The organism is Paraburkholderia sp. NMBU_R16 (genome assembly GCF_013282575.1).
Lineage (GTDB): Bacteria > Pseudomonadota > Gammaproteobacteria > Burkholderiales > Burkholderiaceae > Trinickia.
The window spans coordinates 66,328-88,001 of the sequence record NZ_JAAAYE010000004.1 but is presented as its reverse complement, the minus strand read 5'-3'; the positions used below and the strand labels follow the sequence as shown (position 1 = coordinate 88,001).

19 protein-coding genes and 1 tRNA gene are annotated in these 21,674 nt (G+C 63.2%); 3 read left to right on the top strand and 17 right to left on the bottom strand.

The features are described from left to right. Window positions 1–332 precede the first annotated feature (332 nt). The 7 genes from GWC77_RS03125 to xylF all read right to left on the bottom strand — a co-directional run bounded on the left by GWC77_RS03125 (window position 333) and on the right by xylF (window position 8,659). A tRNA-Met gene (locus tag GWC77_RS03125) sits at window positions 333–409 on the bottom strand. A gap of 64 nt (window positions 410–473) precedes the next feature. Then, a complete protein-coding gene (locus tag GWC77_RS03120) occupies window positions 474–2,048 on the bottom strand; it encodes a PQQ-binding-like beta-propeller repeat protein (protein WP_173255408.1) in 1,575 nt (524 codons plus the stop codon). 100 nt (window positions 2,049–2,148) lie between these two features. Then, entirely contained in the window at window positions 2,149–3,933 is a 1,785-nt protein-coding gene (locus GWC77_RS03115) for an IlvD/Edd family dehydratase (protein WP_173255407.1), read from the bottom strand. A 40-nt stretch (window positions 3,934–3,973) separates the two neighbouring features. Further along, window positions 3,974–4,741, bottom strand: a complete 768-nt coding sequence (locus GWC77_RS03110; protein ID WP_173255406.1) for an SDR family NAD(P)-dependent oxidoreductase — start codon at window positions 4,739–4,741, stop codon at window positions 3,974–3,976. A gap of 54 nt (window positions 4,742–4,795) precedes the next feature. Continuing rightward, complete coding sequence (locus tag GWC77_RS03105) at window positions 4,796–5,995, bottom strand: sugar ABC transporter permease (RefSeq protein WP_173255405.1); 1,200 nt, start codon at window positions 5,993–5,995, stop codon at window positions 4,796–4,798. Next, window positions 5,992–7,551 (bottom strand): D-xylose ABC transporter ATP-binding protein, encoded by a 1,560-nt coding sequence (gene xylG / locus GWC77_RS03100; protein ID WP_173255404.1) that lies wholly within the window; start codon window positions 7,549–7,551, stop codon window positions 5,992–5,994. The genes GWC77_RS03105 and xylG overlap by 4 nt, the downstream gene beginning before the upstream one ends. A 79-nt stretch (window positions 7,552–7,630) precedes the next feature. Beyond that, on the bottom strand, window positions 7,631–8,659 hold the full coding sequence (gene xylF / locus GWC77_RS03095; protein WP_173255403.1) for a D-xylose ABC transporter substrate-binding protein: 1,029 nt from the start codon (window positions 8,657–8,659) through the stop codon (window positions 7,631–7,633). 315 nt (window positions 8,660–8,974) lie between these two features. Here xylF and GWC77_RS03090 point away from each other — a divergent pair, with 315 nt between their 5' ends. Continuing rightward, window positions 8,975–10,189, top strand: coding sequence for a DNA-binding transcriptional regulator (locus GWC77_RS03090; RefSeq protein WP_173255402.1), 1,215 nt, complete (start codon window positions 8,975–8,977; stop codon window positions 10,187–10,189). A 61-nt stretch (window positions 10,190–10,250) separates the two neighbouring features. Further along, window positions 10,251–11,321 (top strand): aldose epimerase family protein, encoded by a 1,071-nt coding sequence (locus tag GWC77_RS03085; RefSeq protein WP_173255401.1) that lies wholly within the window; start codon window positions 10,251–10,253, stop codon window positions 11,319–11,321. Between the two features lie 28 nt (window positions 11,322–11,349). On the opposite strand, the gene GWC77_RS03080 is transcribed toward GWC77_RS03085, so the two are convergent. The 10 genes from GWC77_RS03080 to xopAU form a co-directional block, all read right to left on the bottom strand. Then, on the bottom strand, window positions 11,350–12,069 hold the full coding sequence (locus GWC77_RS03080; protein ID WP_173255400.1) for a ferredoxin--NADP reductase: 720 nt from the start codon (window positions 12,067–12,069) through the stop codon (window positions 11,350–11,352). 104 nt (window positions 12,070–12,173) lie between these two features. Further along, the gene (locus GWC77_RS03075; protein ID WP_173255399.1) at window positions 12,174–12,494 is read right to left on the bottom strand and encodes a non-heme iron oxygenase ferredoxin subunit; all 321 of its coding nucleotides are present in this window, start codon (window positions 12,492–12,494) and stop codon (window positions 12,174–12,176) included. Next, entirely contained in the window at window positions 12,494–12,853 is a 360-nt protein-coding gene (locus GWC77_RS03070) for an SUF system Fe-S cluster assembly protein (protein ID WP_173255398.1), read from the bottom strand. The genes GWC77_RS03075 and GWC77_RS03070 overlap by 1 nt, the downstream gene beginning before the upstream one ends. 10 nt (window positions 12,854–12,863) lie before the next feature. Further along, window positions 12,864–13,319 (bottom strand): Fe-S cluster assembly sulfur transfer protein SufU, encoded by a 456-nt coding sequence (sufU, locus tag GWC77_RS03065; protein ID WP_173255397.1) that lies wholly within the window; start codon window positions 13,317–13,319, stop codon window positions 12,864–12,866. Beyond that, complete coding sequence (locus GWC77_RS03060) at window positions 13,316–14,569, bottom strand: cysteine desulfurase (RefSeq protein ID WP_173255396.1); 1,254 nt, start codon at window positions 14,567–14,569, stop codon at window positions 13,316–13,318. The genes sufU and GWC77_RS03060 overlap by 4 nt, the downstream gene beginning before the upstream one ends. Then, entirely contained in the window at window positions 14,566–15,891 is a 1,326-nt protein-coding gene (gene sufD / locus GWC77_RS03055) for a Fe-S cluster assembly protein SufD (protein ID WP_173255395.1), read from the bottom strand. The genes GWC77_RS03060 and sufD overlap by 4 nt, the downstream gene beginning before the upstream one ends. After that, window positions 15,888–16,661 carry a Fe-S cluster assembly ATPase SufC gene (gene sufC, locus GWC77_RS03050; protein WP_173255394.1) on the bottom strand — a complete coding sequence of 258 codons (774 nt, stop codon included), beginning with the start codon at window positions 16,659–16,661 and terminating at the stop codon, window positions 15,888–15,890. Before sufC ends, sufD begins: the two co-directional genes overlap by 4 nt. 24 nt (window positions 16,662–16,685) lie before the next feature. Then, window positions 16,686–18,134, bottom strand: a complete 1,449-nt coding sequence (sufB, locus tag GWC77_RS03045) for a Fe-S cluster assembly protein SufB (protein ID WP_173255393.1) — start codon at window positions 18,132–18,134, stop codon at window positions 16,686–16,688. Next, window positions 18,131–18,619 (bottom strand): SUF system Fe-S cluster assembly regulator, encoded by a 489-nt coding sequence (locus tag GWC77_RS03040; RefSeq protein ID WP_173255392.1) that lies wholly within the window; start codon window positions 18,617–18,619, stop codon window positions 18,131–18,133. Before GWC77_RS03040 ends, sufB begins: the two co-directional genes overlap by 4 nt. A 203-nt stretch (window positions 18,620–18,822) precedes the next feature. Continuing rightward, window positions 18,823–20,643 carry a XopAU family type III secretion system effector serine/threonine kinase gene (xopAU, locus tag GWC77_RS03035; protein WP_302181314.1) on the bottom strand — a complete coding sequence of 607 codons (1,821 nt, stop codon included), beginning with the start codon at window positions 20,641–20,643 and terminating at the stop codon, window positions 18,823–18,825. A 209-nt stretch (window positions 20,644–20,852) separates the two neighbouring features. Between xopAU and xth the strand changes: the two genes are divergently transcribed. Continuing rightward, a complete protein-coding gene (gene xth / locus GWC77_RS03030; protein WP_173255390.1) occupies window positions 20,853–21,629 on the top strand; it encodes an exodeoxyribonuclease III in 777 nt (258 codons plus the stop codon). The last annotated feature ends 45 nt before the right edge of the window (window positions 21,630–21,674 follow it).

Genomic DNA, 21,674 nt, shown 5'->3' with positions numbered 1-21,674 from the left:
TCTGATTGAAACTCTCCGCCGCTGCGCGAAACGTAGCGCTTTTGCGCGAGCGAAGCCTGCATCGCATTCGTTAGTTGTGCGAAGCATTGCAGCCAGGCCGGGCGATACGCAGCATCGAATGGGGCAAGCGCCCGCAGATGAGTAGACGTAGGCGAAATCGGAGAATGCGCTTTGATGGCGCAGCGGCGACTGCAATGGTCTCTGCGTTAACGGGCCATGCAATCGTTTGCTTTAACTATTTAATGGGGGCCGAAATCGATATAACGGCGAACACGGGAAACACCCCGGAAACGCCGAAGACGAAAAAACCCGCACAAGGCGGGTTTTCAAATTGGTTGCGGGGGTAGGATTTGAACCTACGACCTTCGGGTTATGAGCCCGACGAGCTGCCAGACTGCTCCACCCCGCGTCAGAGAAAAAGAAGTATATCCCCTTTCTTACGACGCGTCAAACATGGCGCTCAATCTCCGCGCTCAGCGCGGCAACGCAAACGCATACACCTTGCCATCGCCGGCCAGATAAAGCCGGCCGTTCGCGGCAACGATCGTCGAAAAACGGCGCAGCCCCGGCATGCGATCTTCGTCCCCGCCACCGGAGAAAACGGGCTCGCCATTGTCGGCACGAAAGCCATGGAGGCGGTCGTCGCGTTCCGCGCCCGCGATCCAGACGATGCGGTTCGAATGGCCGTCGCTCGTCGTCGTGATCGGATTGCCGCCGCCCTCCATTGGGCGGCACCATGCGGGCTTGATGCCGCCCTTGCCCACGCCGTCGATGCGCAGCACGGTCACCCCACCCCCTCGTCCGTCGCTCGGACACGATTCGGGTTGGGACGCACTTCTGAAGGCGACGAAGGCGGCGTCCCCATCGGCCCAGGTTGCCGGTGCGGTGAGAATAGGCGCGCCCGATACCGTGCTGACCTCGAGCGCACCACCGATTCCGCCGAGTTTGTCGCGATCGAGCAAATATGCCTTGCCATCCTTGCCAAGCGCCAGCATCAATCGGCGCCCATGCACGGCGATCGGCACCGCACTCGTAGCACCAAGGTCGCTGTCGTCGCTATCGAGCTGCTGCCAGTCGGAAGGGGCAAAGAAATCGCTTCGATCCGACGAGCGCGCGAGTTCGGGGCTGAGCCGAATGACTGCCTCGCCGTCGGCCCATGACTTCGCGCCCGACGTATTGCCCGTGGTCACGAACAGGTGATCTTCAGCCGCGACGATGCCAGCCGGCGCCCAGATCCCGCCCCGCGTGCCGCGCGTATGCCACTCGCCGGATACCGCCGGCGCGTCGAGCGCAAAGGCAACCACGCGCCCGCGGTATGCGCCGCAATCCCCCGTATGTCCGCCGTACGGAACGAAGAGCCGCCCGCTCGCGAGCACGAGCGCACCGCGCTGGTTTTGCACCGTTGCATCGAATGCGGTACCGAGCGCCTTTACACCGGCCGCGACGTCGACGGGCCAGCCCTTCAGCACCGATCCATCGCGCAGCGCAAGACCGAAGACGAGATGCTTGAGCCCCTTTCCGTCCTTCACCATCGCATCCAGGTAGAGGGCTCCTTTCGTGGGATCGATGACAGGCGTGCCCGTCACGCCGAGCGGATCGATGGCGCCGCACGGAAGATCGCCGCGGCGGGCCGGCTGGCCAAGCGCACGCTTCCAGACGACGCGGCCTGTCGTCGCGTCGAGCGCATAAACGATGTTCGATTCCGTCGCGACGATCAACAACCCGACGCTCGCTCCGGGCGGATGCCAGTACAGCGGTTGTGCGTAGACATGGCCTTCGATCGTGCCATCGAAGCCGCTGTCGCGGCGAAGCTGCCCCGCGTTCTCCCACGTCAGATCGCGCATCACGTACTGACCGGCGCGATCGGCCGAACGGTGATACCCGAGCACCGAGCCGCCGCCGAGCGACCACGCCGAAGCGGCGCGCATGAAAATCAGGACTGCGAAGGAAACCAGCACGACGAGCGGCACCGCGATGCGCGCGATGAACGCCGAGGTGCGACCCGCGACTGTGGAATCGCCGGGCTGCGTCGAAGGCGGTTTTTCCACGATAGGGCTCCTGACGTCGCTCGCGAGAATCATGCTACAAAACGCGCGCCGGCGTGCGCCAATTGCGCACGCCAAAAGCGCGTCCGTACGCCAAAGCGCGTCAGTGCGAGTGTCGCGGATCGCCCCGCGTTTCGATCACCTTCAGGTAGAGGGTGGCCGGCTCGAGGCAACCGCCGGTCGAGAGCTGTCCGACGAATTGCCGATAGATTTCCTGCCAAGGCGTCTGCGATGGCGGCACGCTCGCGGCGGTCTCGCCACGGCGTCGCGTGAGCTCCGTTTCGTCGACGAGCACATCGACCCTGCGCGCGTTCAGATCGACGCGAATCCTGTCGCCGGTGCGCAAGAGCGCAAGCCCCCCGCCGACCGCCGACTCCGGCGACATGTTGAGGATCGACGGACTCGCCGACGTGCCGCTTTGCCGGCCATCGCCCAGGCAGGGCAACGAATCGATGCCTTGCTTGATCAGCGCAGCAGGCGGCGCCATATTCACGACTTCGGCACTGCCGGGATAGCCCACCGTACCGCAGCCGCGGATGACGAGAATGCAGTGCTCGTCGATGTCGAGCGAGGGATCGTCGATACGTGCGTGATAGTCCTCGGGGCCGTCGAAGACGATCGCTCGCGCCTCGAAGCAGTTCTCTGCGCCCGGTTCGCTGAGGTAGGTCTGGCGAAACGCCTCGCCGACGACAGACATCTTCATGATCGCGCTGTCGAAGAAGTTGCCACCGAGCACGATGAAACCCGCGCGATGCTTGAGCGGTGCCTCGCAGCGCCGAATGACGTCGCCGTCCGCATCGCGCGCGGCTTGCGCGATCTCGGCAATCGTGCGGCCCGATACGGTGGCACACGCTCCGTTGAGCCGCCCCGCCGCCTGCAGTTGCCGGAGCACGGCGGGCACCCCGCCCGCGCGATGAAAGCCCTCGCCAAGATACTCGCCGGCCGGCATGCAGTTGACGATGAGCGGTACGTCCTCGCCGAGCCGCTGCCAGTCGGTCAAACTCAATTCGACGCCCATGTGCCGCGCGATCGCGATCAGATGCGGCGGACAATTGGTCGACGCGCCCAACGCCGAGGCGACGACGATCGCGTTTTCGAACGCCTCGCGCGTCATGATTGCAGAGGGCCGCACATCTTCGCGCACGAGATCGACGATGCGCTTGCCGGTCACATATGCCATCTGAGCGCGCTCGCGATAGGCGGCCGGGATCGACGCGCACCCCGGCAGCGACATGCCGAGCGCTTCGGCAAGCGCGTTCATCGAGAGCGCGGTGCCCATCGTATTGCAATGTCCGATCGACGGCGAAGCGGCGACGGTGAGCTCCATGAACCCCTCGTAGTCGATCTTGCCCGCGGCCAGCAGATTGCGCGCGTGCCAGATGACGGTTCCGGATCCGACGCGTCGGCCATCGAACCAGCCGTCGAGCATCGGACCGCCGGAGAGGACGATGGCTGGCATGTCGACGGTGGCCGCGGCCATGAGGCAGGCCGGGGTGGTCTTGTCGCACCCCGTCGTCAGCACGACGCCGTCGAGCGGAAAACCGTGCAGTATCTCCACGAGCCCGAGATAGGCCAAATTGCGGTCGAGCGCGGCGGTCGGCCGACGCGACTGCTCCGCGAGCGGATGAACGGGAAATTCCATCGGAATGCCGCCCGCGTCGCGAATACCCGCCTTCGTCCGTTGCGCGAGCTCGATGTGGTGCCGGTTGCACGGTGCCAGATCGCTGCCCGTTTGCGCGATGCCGATGATCGGCCGGCCCGACTGCAACTCCTCGCGCGTCAGACCGTAGTTCATGAAACGTTCGACGTAGAGCGCCGTCATGTCGGCATGGGCGGGATCGTCGAACCACTTCTGGCTGCGCAGCTTGCGCATCGGGGAGGAGGACATGTCGATTGTCGTCTTCGTCATGAGAAGAAAAAGTTCGCGTTCAAGTGCCGTACCATCCGGCATCGACGAAATACTCGCGCCCCGAGCATCGTTCGCCGTCGTCCGAGGCGAGGAACAGCGCCATGCGCGCGACATGCTCGGGCTCGATGCGTTGCGGCAAACACTGGCCTGCGACGAGCTTCGCTTCGCTATCGGCCGATTGCCACAGTTTCATCTGACGCGGCGTTCGGACGGCGCCCGGCACGATCGCGTTCACGCGAATGCCGAAGCGGCCCAGATCGCGGGCGAGGCCGCGTGTCATGCCTTCCACGCCCGCCTTCGCGGTCATGTAGATCGACAGATCGGGCAAAGCCACGTGCCACGAGATCGAGCCGAAATTGAGAATAACACCGCGCCCCGCGCGTTTCATTGCGGCCGCCGCATGCTGAGCGCAGAAAAACTGGTGGCGCAGATTGACGGCGATGCGCTCGTCCCAGTAGGAAGGCGTGACTTCGTCGAGCGCGTGGCGGTCGTCGTTCGCTGCGTTGTTGATCAGCACGTCGATCGTCTGCGACGCTGCTTCGATATCGGCGAACACTGCCGCCAGCGAGTCGAGATTGCGCAGATCGCAGCGATAAAAACGCGGTAGATGCGCGCAGTCGGCCAGACGCGTCACGAGTGCGCGCGAATCGTCCTCGGCCACGTCGATGAACGATACGCGCGCGCCCTGCCGGGCGAACGCTTCCACGATGGCGGCACCGATGCCGCTGCCGCCCCCCGTCACGACGACGGACTTGCCGGTAAGACTCGGATAAATTGCGTACGACATGCGAATTCCAAGAGTTGCGAATCTGGGTCGCGCCCGGCCGTTCCTGCCCCGGCTTCAACGCCGGTTCGATCCGGACACCACGTCGATCCAGACGGCAAGAACAAGAATGCCGCCTTTCACGATCATCTGCCAATAGGCATCGACATCGAGCATCGACATGCCGTTATCGAGACTCGCCATGACAAGCGCGCCGATCAGCGCCCCGTAAACGGTGCCCGAGCCGCCGCGCATCGACGTGCCGCCGATGAAACAGGCCGCGATGGCGTCGAGTTCCCCCATCGTACCGGCGGACGGCGAGCCGGCCGCGAGTCGGGCGGTATTCACGATGCCGGCGAATGCGCACATGAGCCCCATCAGCGCGAACACCGCAAGCTTCACCCGATTCGTGTCGACGCCGGATAGGCGCGTCGCTTCCAGGTTCGAGCCGACCGAGTAAATCCGGCGCCCGAAGACGGTCTGCGTGGCGATCCAGGTGAATACGCCCAGCAGCACCAGCACGAGCAGCACGGGCAACGGGATGCCGCCGTAGCTGTCCAGCACGGCAACGAACACCGCGATAATGGCGCCGGCAACGACGACCTTGGCCACGTCCTGCCAAAGCGGCAGGAGAGCCAGATCGTAGCGGCGGCGGTTGCCACGCTGGCGCACCGTCAACAGCGTGAGGAGCGCGAACAGAATCAGCGCCAGCGCAATCCCCGCCGCGCGTGGCAAGTAACCTTGGCCGATGAAGACGAACGGGTCGGAGACCGGCGCGATCGTCGAACCGCCCGTGATACCGAGCAACACGCCGCGATAGGCCAGCATGCCGCCCAATCCGACGATGAACGATGGGATGCGCCGGTACGTCGAAAGCCATCCGTTGAAGAGCCCGGCCACCATGCCCAGCACCATTACCGCCGGCACGGTCAGCCCGATGGGCCAGTGCCGGTTGGCATCGAGGATCGCCGCGACACCGCCCAGCAAACCGAGCAGCGACCCCACCGACAGGTCGATTTCGCCGGCGATGATGATGAACACCATGCCGCACGCCAGCATGCCGCTCACGGCCATCTGCCGCAGCAGATTGGAAAGGTTGCGCGGCGTGGCGAACGCGCCGTGCGTCAGCACGGCGAAGAAGATCCAAATCACGGCCACCGCAAGCAGCAGCGCAAGAATCTTGTAGCGCGCGAACAGTTGCCTGACGCGCTCGGCGCCCGGCAGCGAGCGTTCGTCTGTCGTTCCGGCGGGGCGAGGGGAAATCGTTTCGGGAGTCATGCCGCATTGGCCTCGTTCGGTTGCGCCCGGCGGCCGGCAGGCTGAATCGCGGCCGTCAGGATCTGCTCTTGCGTGAGCCCGTCGTTGACAAAATCGCCGCGTACTTCGCCTTCGCCGATCACGAGCACGCGGTCGCTCAAACCGAGTACTTCGGGCAGCTCCGACGAAACGACGATGATCGCCATACCTGTTTTCGCGAGCTCGAAGATGAGTTTGTAGATTTCGTACTTCGCGCCGACGTCGACGCCACGCGTCGGCTCGTCGAGAATCAGCACCTTGGGATGCGTCAGCAGCATGCGCGTCAGGACCGCCTTTTGCTGATTGCCCCCCGAGAGGTTCGCGATCGGCAGCATCGGATGCGCGGCGCGCACCGAAAGACGCTTCATCTCGGTGCGGATCGTATCGAGTTCGGCCGCGGCGTCGAGCGCACCGTGTCTCGCGAAGCGCTGCAATACCGACAGCGTGATGTTGTGGCCGACGCCCAGGAGCGGCACGATGCCGTGCCGCTTACGATCCTCGGGCACCATCGCAATGCCCGCGCGAATCGCGTCAGCGGGGCTTCGAATCGACAACGGCTGCCCGTTCAGCAGCACGTGCGCGGTGCTCGTTCCGGCATAGGCGCCGAAAATCGCCTGCATCAGTTCCGTGCGGCCCGAGCCGACGAGGCCCGCGACGCCTAGAATCTCGCCGCGCCGCACGTTGAACGACACGTCGTCGACGCGCTTGCGCCGCGGGTTCGTGACATCGAGACAGGTGACGTTACGCGCTTCGAAAACCGTCTCGCCGATCTCATGCGGCTCGCGCGGAAAAAGATTCGTGATCTCACGGCCGACCATCATCGCGATGATTTGCTCCGTCGTCAGGCCGCGCATGGGCTGCGTCGCGATATGGCGTCCGTCGCGGATCACGGTGACCGTGTCGCAAACCGCCTCGACCTCGTCGAGCTTGTGCGAAATGTAGACGCAAGCCACGCCGCGCCGCTTTAGATCGCGCACGATATCGAGCAGGATCCGCGTTTCCGTCGCGGTGAGCGATGAGGACGGCTCGTCGAGAATCAGGAGTCGCGCCTCTTTGTTCAGCGCCTTGGCGATCTCGATCAGTTGCTGATGCCCGCCGCCATAGTTCATGACAGGCTGGGCGACGTTGATGCCGGCAATGCCGAGCCCGCGCAGCAGTTCGTCAGCGCGCCGGTACATCGCCGCGTAGTTCATGCGAGCGCCCGGCAGCGTGAGCTCGTTGCCGAGGAAGATGTTCTCGGCCACCGACAGTTCGGGCACGAGCATCAGTTCCTGATGAATGATGACGATGCCGGCGCGCTCGGTGTCGCGCACGCTCGACGCCTCGAGTTCGGCACCGTCCCAGACGATCGACCCCTCCCAAGTGCCATGGGGATAGACGCCCGACAACACTTTCATCAACGTCGATTTGCCGGCGCCATTCTCGCCGCATAGACCGAGACACTCGCCGGGCGAAACGCGCAGGTCGATGCCGTCCAACGCCTTTACGCCCGAGAACGTCTTGACGATGCCTTTCATCGTCAGCAAAGCTTGCGTCATGCGATTCGTCCACGTCGATGCGCGCGCACCGCCACCCGGCCGGAGCCAGGCAGCAATGCCGCGCGCGAATGCCTTGGCGTCAATTGCTCGAAAGCTGCGTTTGCGTATAGAAGCCGTCCTTGACGACGACGTCGACGTTTTTCTTCGTCAGCAGAATCGGCTGCAACAGGATCGTGTCGACCTTCTTCTTGCCGTTGTCGTACTGAGCGTTGTAGGCGGGTTTCTGACCCTTGGCCAATTGCACGGCGAGCTTCGCCGCCTCGCTCGCGATTTGTCGGATAGGCTTGTAGACCGTCATCGTCTGCGTGCCGGCCATCACGCGCTTGACCGCTGCCAGATCGGCATCCTGGCCCGAGACCGGGACCTTGCCCGCCAGGTGTTGCGCCGCCAGCGCCTGAATCGCACCGCCCGCCGTACCGTCATTCGAGGCGACGATCGCGTCGATCTTGTTGCTGTTGGCCGTCAACGCGTCTTCGACGATGCGCAGCGCATTCGATGCGCTCCATTCGGGCACCCACTGTTGACCGACGACCTTGATATCGCCTCGATCGATCACCGGCTTCAGCACTTTCAATTGCCCTTCACGCAGCATCTTTGCGTTGTTGTCCGTCGGCGCGCCGCCGAGCAGGAAGTAGTTGCCCTTCGGTTGAGCGTCGTAGACACCCTGCGCTTGCAGTTCGCCGACCTTTTCGTTATCGAACGAGATATAGGCATCGACATCGGCATCGAGAATCAGCCGGTCGTACGAGATCACTTTGATGCCGGCCTTCTTCGCTTCGGCGACGACGTTGCCGAGCGTCTTCGAATTGAACGGCACGATGACGATCACATCGACGCCGCGCGAAATGAGGTTTTCGATCTGGGCATTCTGGCGGGCCTCGCTCGCATCGGCCGACTGTACAGAGACGGTGGCGCCGAGCTTCTTCGCGGCTTCGACGAAATAGTCGCGATCGCGCGACCAGCGCTCGACGCGCAGATCGTCGATGCAAAAACCGATTTCCGGGTGATCCTTGCTCGCATGCGCGAGCGGGGCGGCCGCCGACAGACCGGCGACGATCGCCGTGCATATCAGCGAACTCAAGAACGAACGACGCTTTGCGGATTGCATGTCTCACTCCTTTTTATATTGGGCTTGACGCCGCGGCAGACGAAAAGCGCTCGGGTGGCGGCAACGTCGTCCGTCGGACGGGCTTCGACGCGCCGGCGTGCACAGCATGCCGCCCTCGAAGTGACGCCATACTGCCGCGCGGCCCGAGCCGCGACAATTACGAAATTGCACATCCGCCATAACGTTTCTTGCCGGTGCGAGGCACACGTCTTACGCATAACGGCTTTCGCGCCTAAAATCGCGGAGCAGCGAGACAAGACACGATACGGAGACGAGCATGCACGAGACACCGCGCCCCCGCGGGCGAAGGCCGCGATGACGAAGCCGTCCGTGCCGCCCAAGGCGCACCGCATCGCCCTGCTGTTCAACGCCAACAAGATCTACGATCGCGAGATCATCACCGGCGTCGGCAACTATTTGCTGTCCACGCGCATCGGGTGGGACGTCTTTCTCGAAGAGGATTTCCGCTGCAGGCTGACGGGCATCGAGCGCTTCGACGGCGACGGCATCATTGCGGATTTCGACGATCCGGCCGTCAGCGAAGCGCTCGAGGGGTCGCCGCTGCCCGTCGTCGCGGTGGGTTCGTCCTACGAGGACCCGTCGGAGTATCCGTCCGATGTCCCATATATTGCGACGGACAACGTCAAGCTGGTTTCGCTCGCCTATACGCATCTGATCGGCGCGGGCTTGCAGCATTTCGCGCTGTACAGCCTGCCGCCCACGCCGAATCACCGCTGGGCTCATCAGCGTGAGCTCGCCTTCGCGCGCCTGCGCCGCGCCGATGGCCGAACGCCCGAGGATATCGAAGGCGAAATCTATCGCGGTCTCAGCACGAGCGCGCCCACGTGGGATCAGGCGATCGAGCAGCTCACAGGCTGGCTGCATGCGCTGCCGAAGCCGGTCGGCATCATCGCCGTGACCGACGCACGGGCGCGGCACCTGCTCCAGGCGTGCCTGATGTCGGGTATTCCCGTACCCGAGGACGTCGCCATCATCGGCATCGACAACGATCCGCTCGCGCGCACGCTCACGCGCATCCCGCTGTCGTCGGTCATTCAAGGCACCGAAGAAATGGGGCGTACGGCCGCCCATCTGCTGCATCAAATGCTGCATGGGGCGCGCTTCGGAGCACGCCGCATCCTCGTGCCGCCCGTCGGCATCAACGTGCTCGAATCGACGAAGCACCGCCCCATCGCCAGCCCGTATGTCGCACGTGCCCGTCATTTCATCCGGCAATACGCCTGCCAGGGCATCCGCACCGAGCAGGTCGCGGATTACGTGGGCGTCTCGCGCTCATCGCTCGAAGAGCATTTTCGTCGCGAGCTGAGCTGCACGATCCACCAGGAAATCCTGCGGCAGAAACTCGACGCCGCGAAATCGCTGCTGACGCGGCGCGACATGGCGACGGCGGAGGTCGCCATTCGCTGCGGGTTTACCTCGCTACAGTATATGCACGCAGTCTTTCGCCGCGAACTCGGCTGCACGCCGCGCGAGTTCCAGGAGCGCGCGAGCGCGCCGGCGTCGGGGTGAATGGGCGCCGGCCCCTTTCCTCTTTTCGTCTCTTCACCGTCTCTTCACTTCACGATACGTCATGATCAACACCGCAATACCGTGTTCCGAACCGTGGGGCATGCTGCCCGGCTCACAGCCTGTGCGTCTGTTCACGCTGCGCAACGCCCAAGGCATGAAAGTCGCCATCAGCGACCTCGGCGCGACGCTCGTGTCGTGGCTCGCCCCCGATCGCGCGGGACGCCTGGGCGACGTGGTGCTTGGCCATGACACCCCCGCCGAATACCTTGCCTCCACGGCTTACATGGGTGCGATCGTCGGGCGATGGGCGAACCGCATCGCGGGCGCGCGGTTCGTGCTGGACGGGGTCGAGTACACGCTCGATCGCAACGAGGGACCGAATCTGCTACACGGCGGCAATGCCGGCTTTCATCGCGCGCTGTGGGACGCCGAGGAAGACGACGGCGGGCTCGTCATGCGACTCCACTCGGAGGAAGGCGAGGCGGGCTTTCCGGGGAACGTGGATGTCACGGTGCGCTACTCGCTCGACGACGAAGGCGAGCTGAGCATCGAATATGGTGCTCGCAGCGACGCACCGACGCCGATCAACCTGACGAATCATGCGTACTTCAATCTGACGGGCGAACCGGGCACCGATATTCGCGGCCATGTCGTATCGATCGAATCGGACCGCTTTTTCGAGGTCGATGCGGCGCTGATTCCATGCAGCGAGTCGCTCGTTGCCGGCAACGCATTCGATTTTCGACAAAGCGCGCCGATCGGTGCGCGGCTCGACTGGCCCCACGCGCAGCTCACGATCGCGGGCGGCTTCGATCACTGCTACGTGCTGCCCGGCACGGCACTCGAAGGGCGACCTGTGCGTGAGGTCGCGCGCGCGTACGACCCCACGAGCGGCCGCGAGCTGACGGTCTCGACCGATCAGCGCGGCTTGCAGTTCTACACGGGCAATTTCCTCGATGACGAGCCGGGGCGCAACGGCAGCCGCTACGCGCGGCACGCCGGGTTTTGCCTCGAGGCCGGCGCATTTCCGAACGAGATCAACCGGCTCGAACGCGATCACTTGATCGTGCGGCCCGACAAGCCGTATCGTCAGGTGACGAAGTATCGGCTCGGCGTGGCGGCGAACGCTTGAGGCCGGCCTACGCGCTCCACGCGATCCATCAATATCCGTAGAACTCCTCGCTGTGGATCGCGTCGTCGGCAATGCCGATGTCGCTCAATGTCTGGTAGACATCGCTTACCATGGCCGGCGGCCCGGCCAGGTAATAAAGGGGCTCGTTGACATGGCCCATCACCTGCCGCAGCAACGCCTCGTCGATCCGGCCGATATGGCCGTTCCAATGGATATTCGATTTTCCGGGCTGGGTCATCGTTGCCACGAGCCGGAAGTTCGAATTGGCGCGCTCGAGCTGCGTCAGCTCGGAAATGAAGGGGGCATCCTCGGGGCGGCGGTTGCAATAGACGAGCATGAGGAACTGCGGCGACTGATCGTGAGCCGCCTGGCGGAGCATGCTCATGAACGGTGTGATGCCGATGCCGCCCGCGATGAGAATGGCCGAGCGCTTTGCATCCTTTTGCACGAGCGAACCGAACGGCCCGTCGAGCCGGACCTTGGCGCCCAGCGGTAACCGCTTCAATGCCTGCTTGAACGGGCTGTCGCGCATGCGTGTGGCGATCGCGAGCCCGTCCTCGGATGGCGCGGTCACGATCGAAAACGTGTGGCGCGCACCGCGCGCCGCCTCGATTTCGCTCTCGACGAGCACGAGGTCCATCGCCTGGCCGGCCTTGAACTGGAACCCGTCGGGGCGTTCGAACCCAAACAGCATCGTGTCCATCGCCACGATATCGCGTACTTTCAGCGTCGTATCGTAAGTGCTCATGGGCGCGCCTCCGGCTCCGTAGCTTTCCCGCATCATCCTGCAATGCGAACGATCCGTCCAGTAGCCGGTCGCGGCGGCTCGAGCGGGCCGAAACGCATCGTTTCCTAGTCCCAGCGTGAATCGCGCACCTGCACGATGCCCGAATCGATGCGCACGTCGAACGTCGGCACGTCTTCATAAGCCGGCGGACTCATCGCTTTGCCCGTCCGGACGCAAAAGCGCGCTCCATGACGAGGGCATACGACGACATCGCCCTGCACTTCGCCTCCGGTCAGCACGCCGGAGTCATGGGTGCACCTGTCCTCGATCGCGTAGCAGGTGCCGTCGACATTGAAGACCGCGATCGGCACGCCATCCACATCGATCGTTTTCGACGAACCGGGCGGCAAATCTTCGACGGGTGCAACATCGATCCAGCCGGACATCAGAGCATCCCCAATTGCAGCCGTGCCGCCTCCGACATCCGATTCCGGTCCCAGGGCGGATCCCAGACGAGCTCGACCGTCGCATCGTTGACGCCGGCCACCGAAAGCACCGCATCCTCTACGATCGAGGGAAACGTCTGTGCCACCGGGCAGCCGGGCGCGGTCAACGTCATGCGGATCGCGATCCGCCCCGCGGCCTCGTCGACATCGAGCGCATAGATGAGACCGAGATCGTAGATGTTGACGGGAATCTCGGGGTCGTAGACAGTCCGCAACGCCTCGATGACGCGCTCTTTCAGTTCACCCTCGCTCGACTGGTCGATCCGGTCGCTTCGTTTGAGCCAATCCATCGCAGTCATCGCATCGTCCTCATTCCGTCGATACCGTCTCGCCCGCATCGTTCAATGCAGCACGCAATGTGTGCCACGCCAGCGTCGCGCATTTGATGCGCGCAGGGAATTCACGCACGCCAGCCAGCGTCGCCAGCTTGCCCAACACTTCGCGCTCGTCGGCCGATGGCTCGCGTTGCTCGGTCACCATCGCGTGAAACCGTTCGAACAGCGCCTGCACTTGCGTCTCGCTTTTGCCGATGAGCGCCTCCGTCATCATCGATGCCGATGCGGTCGCAATCGCACACCCCGAGCCTTCGAAGCGCGCGGACTTCACGGTGCCGTCCTCCACGAGCAGATAGAGCGAAATCCGATCGCCGCACAGCGGGTTGTAGCCCTCGGCCTGGTGATTGGCACCCTCCAGCGCCCCGCTGTTGCGCGGGTGCCGGTAGTGATCGAAAATCACCTCCTGGTAGAGTTCGCGCAGATCGCTCATCGGCCGAATACCTCCTGTACCTTCGACAGCCCGCGCAGCAACGCGTCGACGTCGGCACGCGTGTTGTACAGCCCGAACGATGCCCTCACCGTCGCCGGCACCCCGAAGCGCTGCATGACGGGCATCGCGCAATGGTGTCCCGCTCGCACTGCAACACCCTCGTGATCGAGAATCGTGCCGACATCGTGCGCATGGACCTCCTCGTGTACAAACGAAAGGACGCCGGCCTTCTCGCGCGCGGTCCCGATCAGCCGTATATGTGGAAGCGCCCCAATGGCCTGCGTCGCATGAGCGAGCAGCGCCGCTTCGTGCGCCCCGATGGCATCGATACCGATCGCATCGACATAATCGAGCGCTGCCGCGAGCCCGATCGCCCCGGCGATATTCGGCGTGCCCGCTTCGAACTTCCATGGAATCGCGTTGTATTCGGTTTGCTCGAACGTGACCGAGCGAATCATGTCGCCACCACCCTGCCACGGCGGCATCGCCTCGAGATGACGCGCCTTCGCATAGAGCACGCCAATGCCGGTCGGACCGTATACCTTGTGCCCGGAGAACGCGTAGAAATCGCAATCGAGCGCCTGCATATCGACGCGTAGATGTGCGATGGCCTGCGCGCCGTCGATCAGCACCGGCACCCCGCGCCGGTGCGCAAGCTCGATGAGTTGCTTCACCGGATTGATCGTGCCGAGCGCGTTCGAAACATGCGCGAACGCTGCGAGCCGCGTACGCTCGCCAAGCATGCGTTCGCAGACGGCCATATCGAGCGTGCCGCTGTCGTCGATCGGCACCACTTTGAGCTGGGCGCCCGTTTGCGCGCAAACGAGTTGCCACGGCACGATGTTCGAGTGATGCTCCATCGCGCTCACGAGGATCTCGTCGCCGGGCTGCAGGCGAGGACGCACGGCGCTTTGCGCAACGAGGTTGATCGCCTCGGTCGTGCCGCGCACGAAGACGATCTCCTCGGTGCGCGCCGCATTGACGAAGCGCGCGATCCGCGCACGTGCGCCCTCGTACGCATCGGTCGCGCGCTGCGAGAGTTCATGCACTCCACGATGAACGTTCGCGTTCGAGTGCAGGTAGTAGGCCCGCTCAGCCTCGATGACCGAAGCGGGTTTTTGCGTCGTCGCCCCGTTATCGAGATAGACCAGCGGCTTGCCATGCACGCGTTCCTCGAGAATCGGGAAATCGCTGCGCCACCGCGCATGCGCCGAATCGTCGAAAAAAGCGAGCGGTTCGATGGGCTTCATGCGAGCTCCCGTTGTATCCGTTCGCCGTCGGGCATGCGTGCCAACAGCATCTTCGCGAGCCGGGACCGCACGTTTTCGTCACTGACTCGATCGACGATATCGCGCGCGAACGCCCAGATCAGCGTTGCGCGCGCTTGCGGCTCGTCGATGCCGCGTGCACGCAGATAAAAGAGTTGCGCGTCGTCGAGCTTGCCGACGGTGGCACCGTGCGTACACTTGACGTCGTCCGCATAGATTTCGAGCTGCGGCTTGGTGTCGATCTCGGCGTCGCGTGACAGCAGCAGATTGCGATTGGACTGGTGCGCGTCCGTCTTTTGCGCATCCTGATGCACGACGACGCGGCCATTGAACACGCCGTGCGCCGCGCCGTCGAGCACGCCGCGGTAGAACTCGCGGCTCGTGCAACGCGCGGCCTCGTGATCGATGCAGGTGTGATGATCGACGTGTTGCCGAGCGAGCGCAAAGTAGAGCCCGTTGAGCGTGCAATCGGCGTCAGTGCCCATCAGACGTGTATCGATCGCAACCCTCGACAGCGCCGCACCGAGTGCGAACGAATGCGATGCAACATGGCTTGCACGCTCCTGGGTGAGCTCGAGGCGGCCGATATGGTAGGCGCGCCGCGCCTCGTGCTGGATCCGGCAATGCTCGACATCGGCCCCCTCCTTGACGACGATGCGCGTCACCGTGTTCGTCAGATAGCTGTCGTCGGCCACGCCGACGAACTGCTCGATGACGGTGCAGCGCGCGCCGCAACCCGCTATCACGACATTGAACGGGTGGATGGCGAGGCCGGACTCCTCCGCGACGAACAGCATCTGGATCGGCGCGTCGAGCCGGCAATCGGGCGGCAACACGAGTACGTAACCATCGCTGAGGAAAGCGGTGTTCAACGCCTCGAAACCGTCGTGCGGTGTGTGATGGGCAAGGAGCGCCTCGAGGTGCTCGGGAATCTCCCGCAGCGCGCGCGTCAGGCTGCCGATGAATACGCCCTCTGGCAGACCGCTCGTTCGCGAGAGCCTTGGCGCATGCCGACCGTTGACGAACACGAGCCGATGCACCGACTTGTCCAGTATGAGATCGTCGACGATTGCGGATACGTCCACGTCGCCGCGCGGCGACGCAAAATGCCATTCGCGGGCACCGATCGGCGCAACGTTCGTATATTTCCAGTCTTCCTGCCGCGTGGTCGGAAACCGCAGCTTGTCGAACCGTTCGAACGCGCTGCGTCGCGCACCGCGCAGCCAGGGCAGCTCGGCCCCCGGCAGCGTCCTCGCGAGCGTACGAAACGCGTGATGATAACGATCGACCGTGGAATCGCTCATAGCCGGCCCTCCTCGCCTCGAGCGCCTGCTTCGTCGGCAAGCCAACCGTACCCCTTGCGCTCGAGCTCGAGCGCCAATTCCCGGCCGCCCGACTTGACGATGCGCCCATGAGCCAGGACATGCACGTAGTCCGGCGCGACATAATCGAGCAGCCGTTGATAGTGCGTGACGAGCACAAATGCCCGCTCCGGGCTTCGCAGCGCGTTCACGCCGTCCGCCACGATCTGCAGCGCATCGATATCGAGACCGGAATCGGTTTCGTCGAGAATCGCGAGACGCGGCTCTAGCACCTCCATCTGCAGGATCTCATTGCGCTTTTTCTCGCCGCCCGAGAATCCCTCGTTGACGGCGCGGTAAAGCAGGCCCTCGTCCATCCGCATCAGCGCCATTTTTGCTTTGACGAGTTGCAGGAAATCGATCGCATCGAGTTCGGGCTCGCCGCGGTGCCTGCGCTGCGCGTTCAATGCCGCTTTCATCAGATAGACGTTGCTGACGCCGGGAATTTCCACCGGATACTGAAACGCCAGAAATATTCCTTCGCGTGCGCGCTCTTCGGGTGCCAGCGCCAGCAGATCGCGCTCGCGGTAGCGGACGGACCCGCCCGTCACCGTATAGCCATCCCGGCCGGCGAGCACATGTGCGAGCGTGCTCTTGCCCGAGCCGTTCGGACCCATGATGGCGTGCACTTCACCCGCTTCGATATGCAGATCGATACCGCGCAAAATGGGCTTGCCGTTCACTTCGACATGGAGGTCATCGATATGGAGCATGATCCTAGTTCCTCTTGCGCCGCTTTAACCGACGCTGCCTTCCAGGCTCACGCCGAGCAGCTTCTGCGCTTCGACCGCGAACTCCATCGGCAGCTCCTTGAATACTTCCTTGCAAAATCCGTTGACGATCATCGAAACCGCGTCTTCTTCGGACAGGCCGCGCTGCCGGCAATAGAAGAGCTGGTCCTCGCCGATACGGGAAGTCGAGGCTTCATGCTCGACGTGCGCGCTCGGATTCTTCACCTCGATATACGGAAACGTGTGTGCGCTGCAACGATCTCCGAGCAGCAATGAATCGCATTGCGTGTAATTGCGCGCCCCGTGCGCGTCGCGGCCGACTTTCACGAGACCGCGGTAGGCGTTCTTGCCATGCCCGGCCGAGATGCCCTTCGACACGATCGTGCTGCGCGTGTTGCGGCCCAGGTGGATCATCTTCGTGCCCGTATCGGCTTGCTGACGATGATTGGTCAGTGCGACCGAGTAGAATTCGCCGACGGAATCGTCGCCACGCAAAATCACGCTCGGGTATTTCCAGGTGATGGCCGAGCCCGTCTCCACCTGCGTCCACGAGATTTTCGCGCCGGCTTCGCGGCAATCCCCGCGCTTCGTCACGAAGTTGTAGATGCCCCCGCGCCCTTGAGCATCGCCCGGATACCAGTTTTGCACCGTCGAATAGCGGATTTGCGCGCCCTCCAGCGCCACGAGCTCGACTACCGCCGCGTGCAGCTGGTTCTCGTCGCGCATCGGCGCCGTGCAACCTTCGAGGTAGCTCACGTATGCCCCTTTGTCCGCGATGATGAGCGTGCGCTCGAATTGCCCGGTGTTGCGCGCATTGATGCGAAAGTAGGTTGAGAGCTCCATCGGGCAGCGTACGCCCGGCGGGATATAGCAGAACGATCCGTCGCTGAACACCGCGGAGTTCAGCGCGGCATAGAAGTTGTCGGTATGCGGCACGACTGAGCCCAAGTACTGGCGCACCAGATCGGGGTGCTCCCGAACCGCTTCTGAGAACGAACAAAATACGATGCCGAGCTTGCCGAGTTGCTCGCGAAACGTCGTTGCCACGGAGACGCTGTCGAACACGGCGTCCACCGCGACACCGGCCAGCAATTCACGCTCCTTGAGTGGAACACCGAGCTTTTCGTAGGTGCGCAGCAACTCGGGATCGACTTCGTCGAGGCTCTTCGGACCATCCTTTTGTGCGAGCGGCGCCGAATAGTAGGCGATGTCCTGATAATCGATCGGCGGGTGACGAACGGTGGCCCAGGCCGGTTCCGTCATCGTCAGCCAATGGCGATAGGCGGCAAGCCGCCACTCGAGCATGAATGCCGGTTCGTCCTTCTTTGCCGAGATGAGCCGGATCACGTCCTCGGACAGGCCGCGCGGCAGCGTATCGGCCAGCACGTCGCTCACGAATCCGTGGCGGTATTCGCGATTGATCAGACGATCGAGGCTGGATGGCGTGGAACTCATATGCGTTTCTCCCGGCGCGCGACGGCGCGTACGAGCGGTGCGGCTTCGCGTGCGCGAATCGCGCTGATGTCGACATCGCTGAGCACGGGCCCGGCCAAATCGGCCAGCGAGACCTGCCTCAGCGCTTCGAAGACGACACGATTGACCTTTTGCCAGTTCGCCCTCGCGCCGCAAATCGGTTCCTGCTGGCATACGCCGGGCGCCAGGCTGCATTCGGTCATGCCGAACGGCCCGTCGACGGCGGCGATGATGTCCGCGAGCGAGACGAGTGCGGCGGAGCGTTTCAACAGGTAGCCGCCGCTGACGCCGCGCAGCGAGGCCGTCAGCCCACCGCGCACGAGCATCTTCATGACCTTGGAGACCGTCGGCACGGGAATGCCGGTGACGCTGGCGAGGTTGCCGGCGCTTTGCACGGCCTCCGGCTCCCGGGCCATCGCGACGAGGATGACCGTGCCGTAATCGGCCAGCTTGCTCATACGCAGCATTGCATCGTTCTCCTAATCAGGACCGCAACAGTACTGATTCAGGCCCCGGCGATCCCAGCCCAGGACGATGACGGTATCAGCGGGTGCCCGTATGCACTGTCGCACGTATCGGACGCGCGCTGAAATCGACTGGATTCATTGTAGACCCGCCGCCAAAACCCTGTCGCAGTCAAGGTCGTCCGTCACTGCGCGGGCGAAGCGCATCATGCGTCGGCGTCGGCCCGCTCGACCTCAGTCGACTGAAGCCCCGCGCCACCCGATTGCAGTTCCTCGGCGCGATCCAACAGTTGCCGAACCGACGGCTCGTTCAGTTTTTTCAAGCGCTCCTCGATGTCTGCCTGACGGTTCCGCTGTTGATCGTCCTGCCACATTTCGTTCAACCCCAATAAGAGGTCGTAGATAGCGTCCCTGGCTTGCATGTCTTCGATGTGGGGATAACACGCCGTAAACCTCGACGATATCGACTCGCTGCGATGCCATCGCTCCAACTTTTCGTAAGACAGGTGCGTCTGGTCCCGAGGAGCCAGCCCCGCAAAAAATCGATGCCGCAGCAGTTCGATCGACGAGGGCCTGCTTTCGGGCGGCTGTTGAATCATACGGCGAGTGACGTCGAGGATTTCGTCCCTGTCCGTCGATGGCAGATACTGCAGATCATCGAGAAACGGGAAATCGTCGACGGTCATGCTCTCGGCGGAGAAGCCTCTTATCCCGATGGGCGTGGTGGCGCTTTTGACGAAATAGGCGAGCAACTGCCCGACACCGTAGATGTCGCTTTTGTGATCGGCGACCGACGTCGAGATATCGGTGTACCCAGGGGTTCCCGGCGGACGTCTTTGCCCCACCTCACGACCATTGCCCATATCGATCAGCTTGAACATCTTTTCATCCGCGTCATACATGACGTTGTTGGGAGAAATGTCCGAATGGGTCACACCCTCGTCGTCGCACCGGGCAATCGCGATGAGGATATCGGCGATAGCCTGTTTCACCAGGTCCAGATAATCTCGTTCGTTGATCACGAGCGCTTCGAGCCCCGCACGCGATTTTTCGACGACGCCTCCGATATTTTCGCCGTTTATCTTTTCGCACAGGATTCCGAATTCATCGTCGATGCGAACCAGATCGTAGACCTGCATGACGTGAGCAGTCTTCGTCAGCGCCGCCGTGATCTGAAATTCATCGACTATCTGCTGCTTTTTACTCTGAATCGCCGTTTCTCTTGCCGCCGGGTCGTTGATCTCGTCGCCACGTAACTCCGCATACAGATCGGCCGGCACGGGGTTCTCGGGATCGGGGCGAAGCAGCGCCTTGAAAACGAACTCTCGGCCAAGATTTTTGCCGTTCCTTATCAGATTCTCCGCAAGCGTCACCGCATAGGCGGTGCCAAACCTGCCACTTCCGAGCGGCTCTTTGAGGGGATGCGCAGCCCGCGTTCGCGGGGACTCAGCCAGCCTCACCTCGCGGAATCCCGAGCTGGTTTGCGCGACGCCCGGCTTCATCGCGGCAATGGCCGAGGCCAACGTCGATTTGATCGGCAGTTCATTGAGCCGTGCCACCAGACTCGGACTCAGCGTATCGAACAGCATTTGATCGCTGCTGCCCTGGCGCGCATACTTGCGCGCCGCCCTGAGAAGTTGATCGGGCGTGGCGGCTCGCGACGGGTCTCCCGGCATACGTGGCTTGGCAGGACGCCGGGCCGCGTCCATGAACGACGCCCATTTTCTGTACGGCGACGGCGCGGGACGCGCCGTCGAAGCAGCTGCTGGAAACAGCCCGCTTGGCGATCTTGGACTGGGCAAGTCGGGCCGCCGCTGCCGTTTCACCGCCGCCGGCCCCGGCACGTCATCGGCTTTCTCGAGCGCCCGCTTGAGATCGCTCGGATTCGATCGCGGCGACGATGCGCCCTCGCCGGCCGAGCGCGTCTTGAGCTGCGCCAAAGCCGCGTTCGACGACGGGGATCGCCGCGGCCGCGGCGACACTTCCGACGCGAGCGCTTCCGGATCCACCGGCTCGATCGCAGCCATATCGAGTTGTTTGAGATTGATTTTCATGGGAGCCGCCGATCAAGACAGGGTGTGCCGAAGCGCGATACGATCCGGAAAACGCACGCTGTCGCAGGCTAGCGAATCGAACCGGACTCGAGCGTTCCTTTCGCCGAAAATAGCGGGCGGCGAACGAAACGACGAGCCCCTACCGGCCGGACAAAAACGTCTTAGCAAGGATGTGGAAAAACATGAAACTCGCCACGTGGAACGTGAACTCCCTCAAGGTGCGCCAGCAGCATGTCATCGATTGGCTCGAACTCAGTCGCGCCGATGTGCTGTGCTTGCAGGAACTGAAAATGCCCGACGAAAAGTTCCCGCATGCCGAGCTTGCCGCAAAGGGCTATCGGAGCTGGTGCGCGGGGCAAAAGACCTATAACGGCGTGGGTATCCTCGTGCGGGACGGCATGGAAGTCGACGAAACGGACATCGTGCGCAACATACCGGGCTTTGCCGACGAACAGCAGCGCCTGATCGCCGCCACGGTAAATGGCGTGCGCATCGTCTCGGCATACTTTCCGAACGGCCAGGCCCCGGCCACCGAAAAATTCGCCTATAAGCTGCGCTGGCTCGAAGCGCTTGGCGAATGGCTCCGCGGCGAAATGACTCGCTACCCGTCGCTCGCGCTGCTGGGCGACTACAACATCGCGCCCGAAGACTGCGACGTGCATGACCCGAAAGCCTGGGAGGGGCAAAATCTGGTTTCCCCGGAAGAACGTGCGGCGTTCGTCAAATTGACCGGTCTCGGACTGGTCGATGTTTTCCGCCGATTCGAACAGCCGGAGAAAACGTTCACCTGGTGGGATTACCGCATGCTCGCGTTCAGGCGGAATGCCGGCCTGCGGATCGATCACATCCTGTTATCGCCACCGCTCGCCGAACGCTGCACCCACTGCGAAGTCGATAAAACGCCGCGCAAATGGGATCAACCGTCCGATCATGCGCCGGTGATCGCAAATATCGGCTGAACCGACGTTATTCTGAGCGCGCTTCTCACTACAACCCATAGGAAA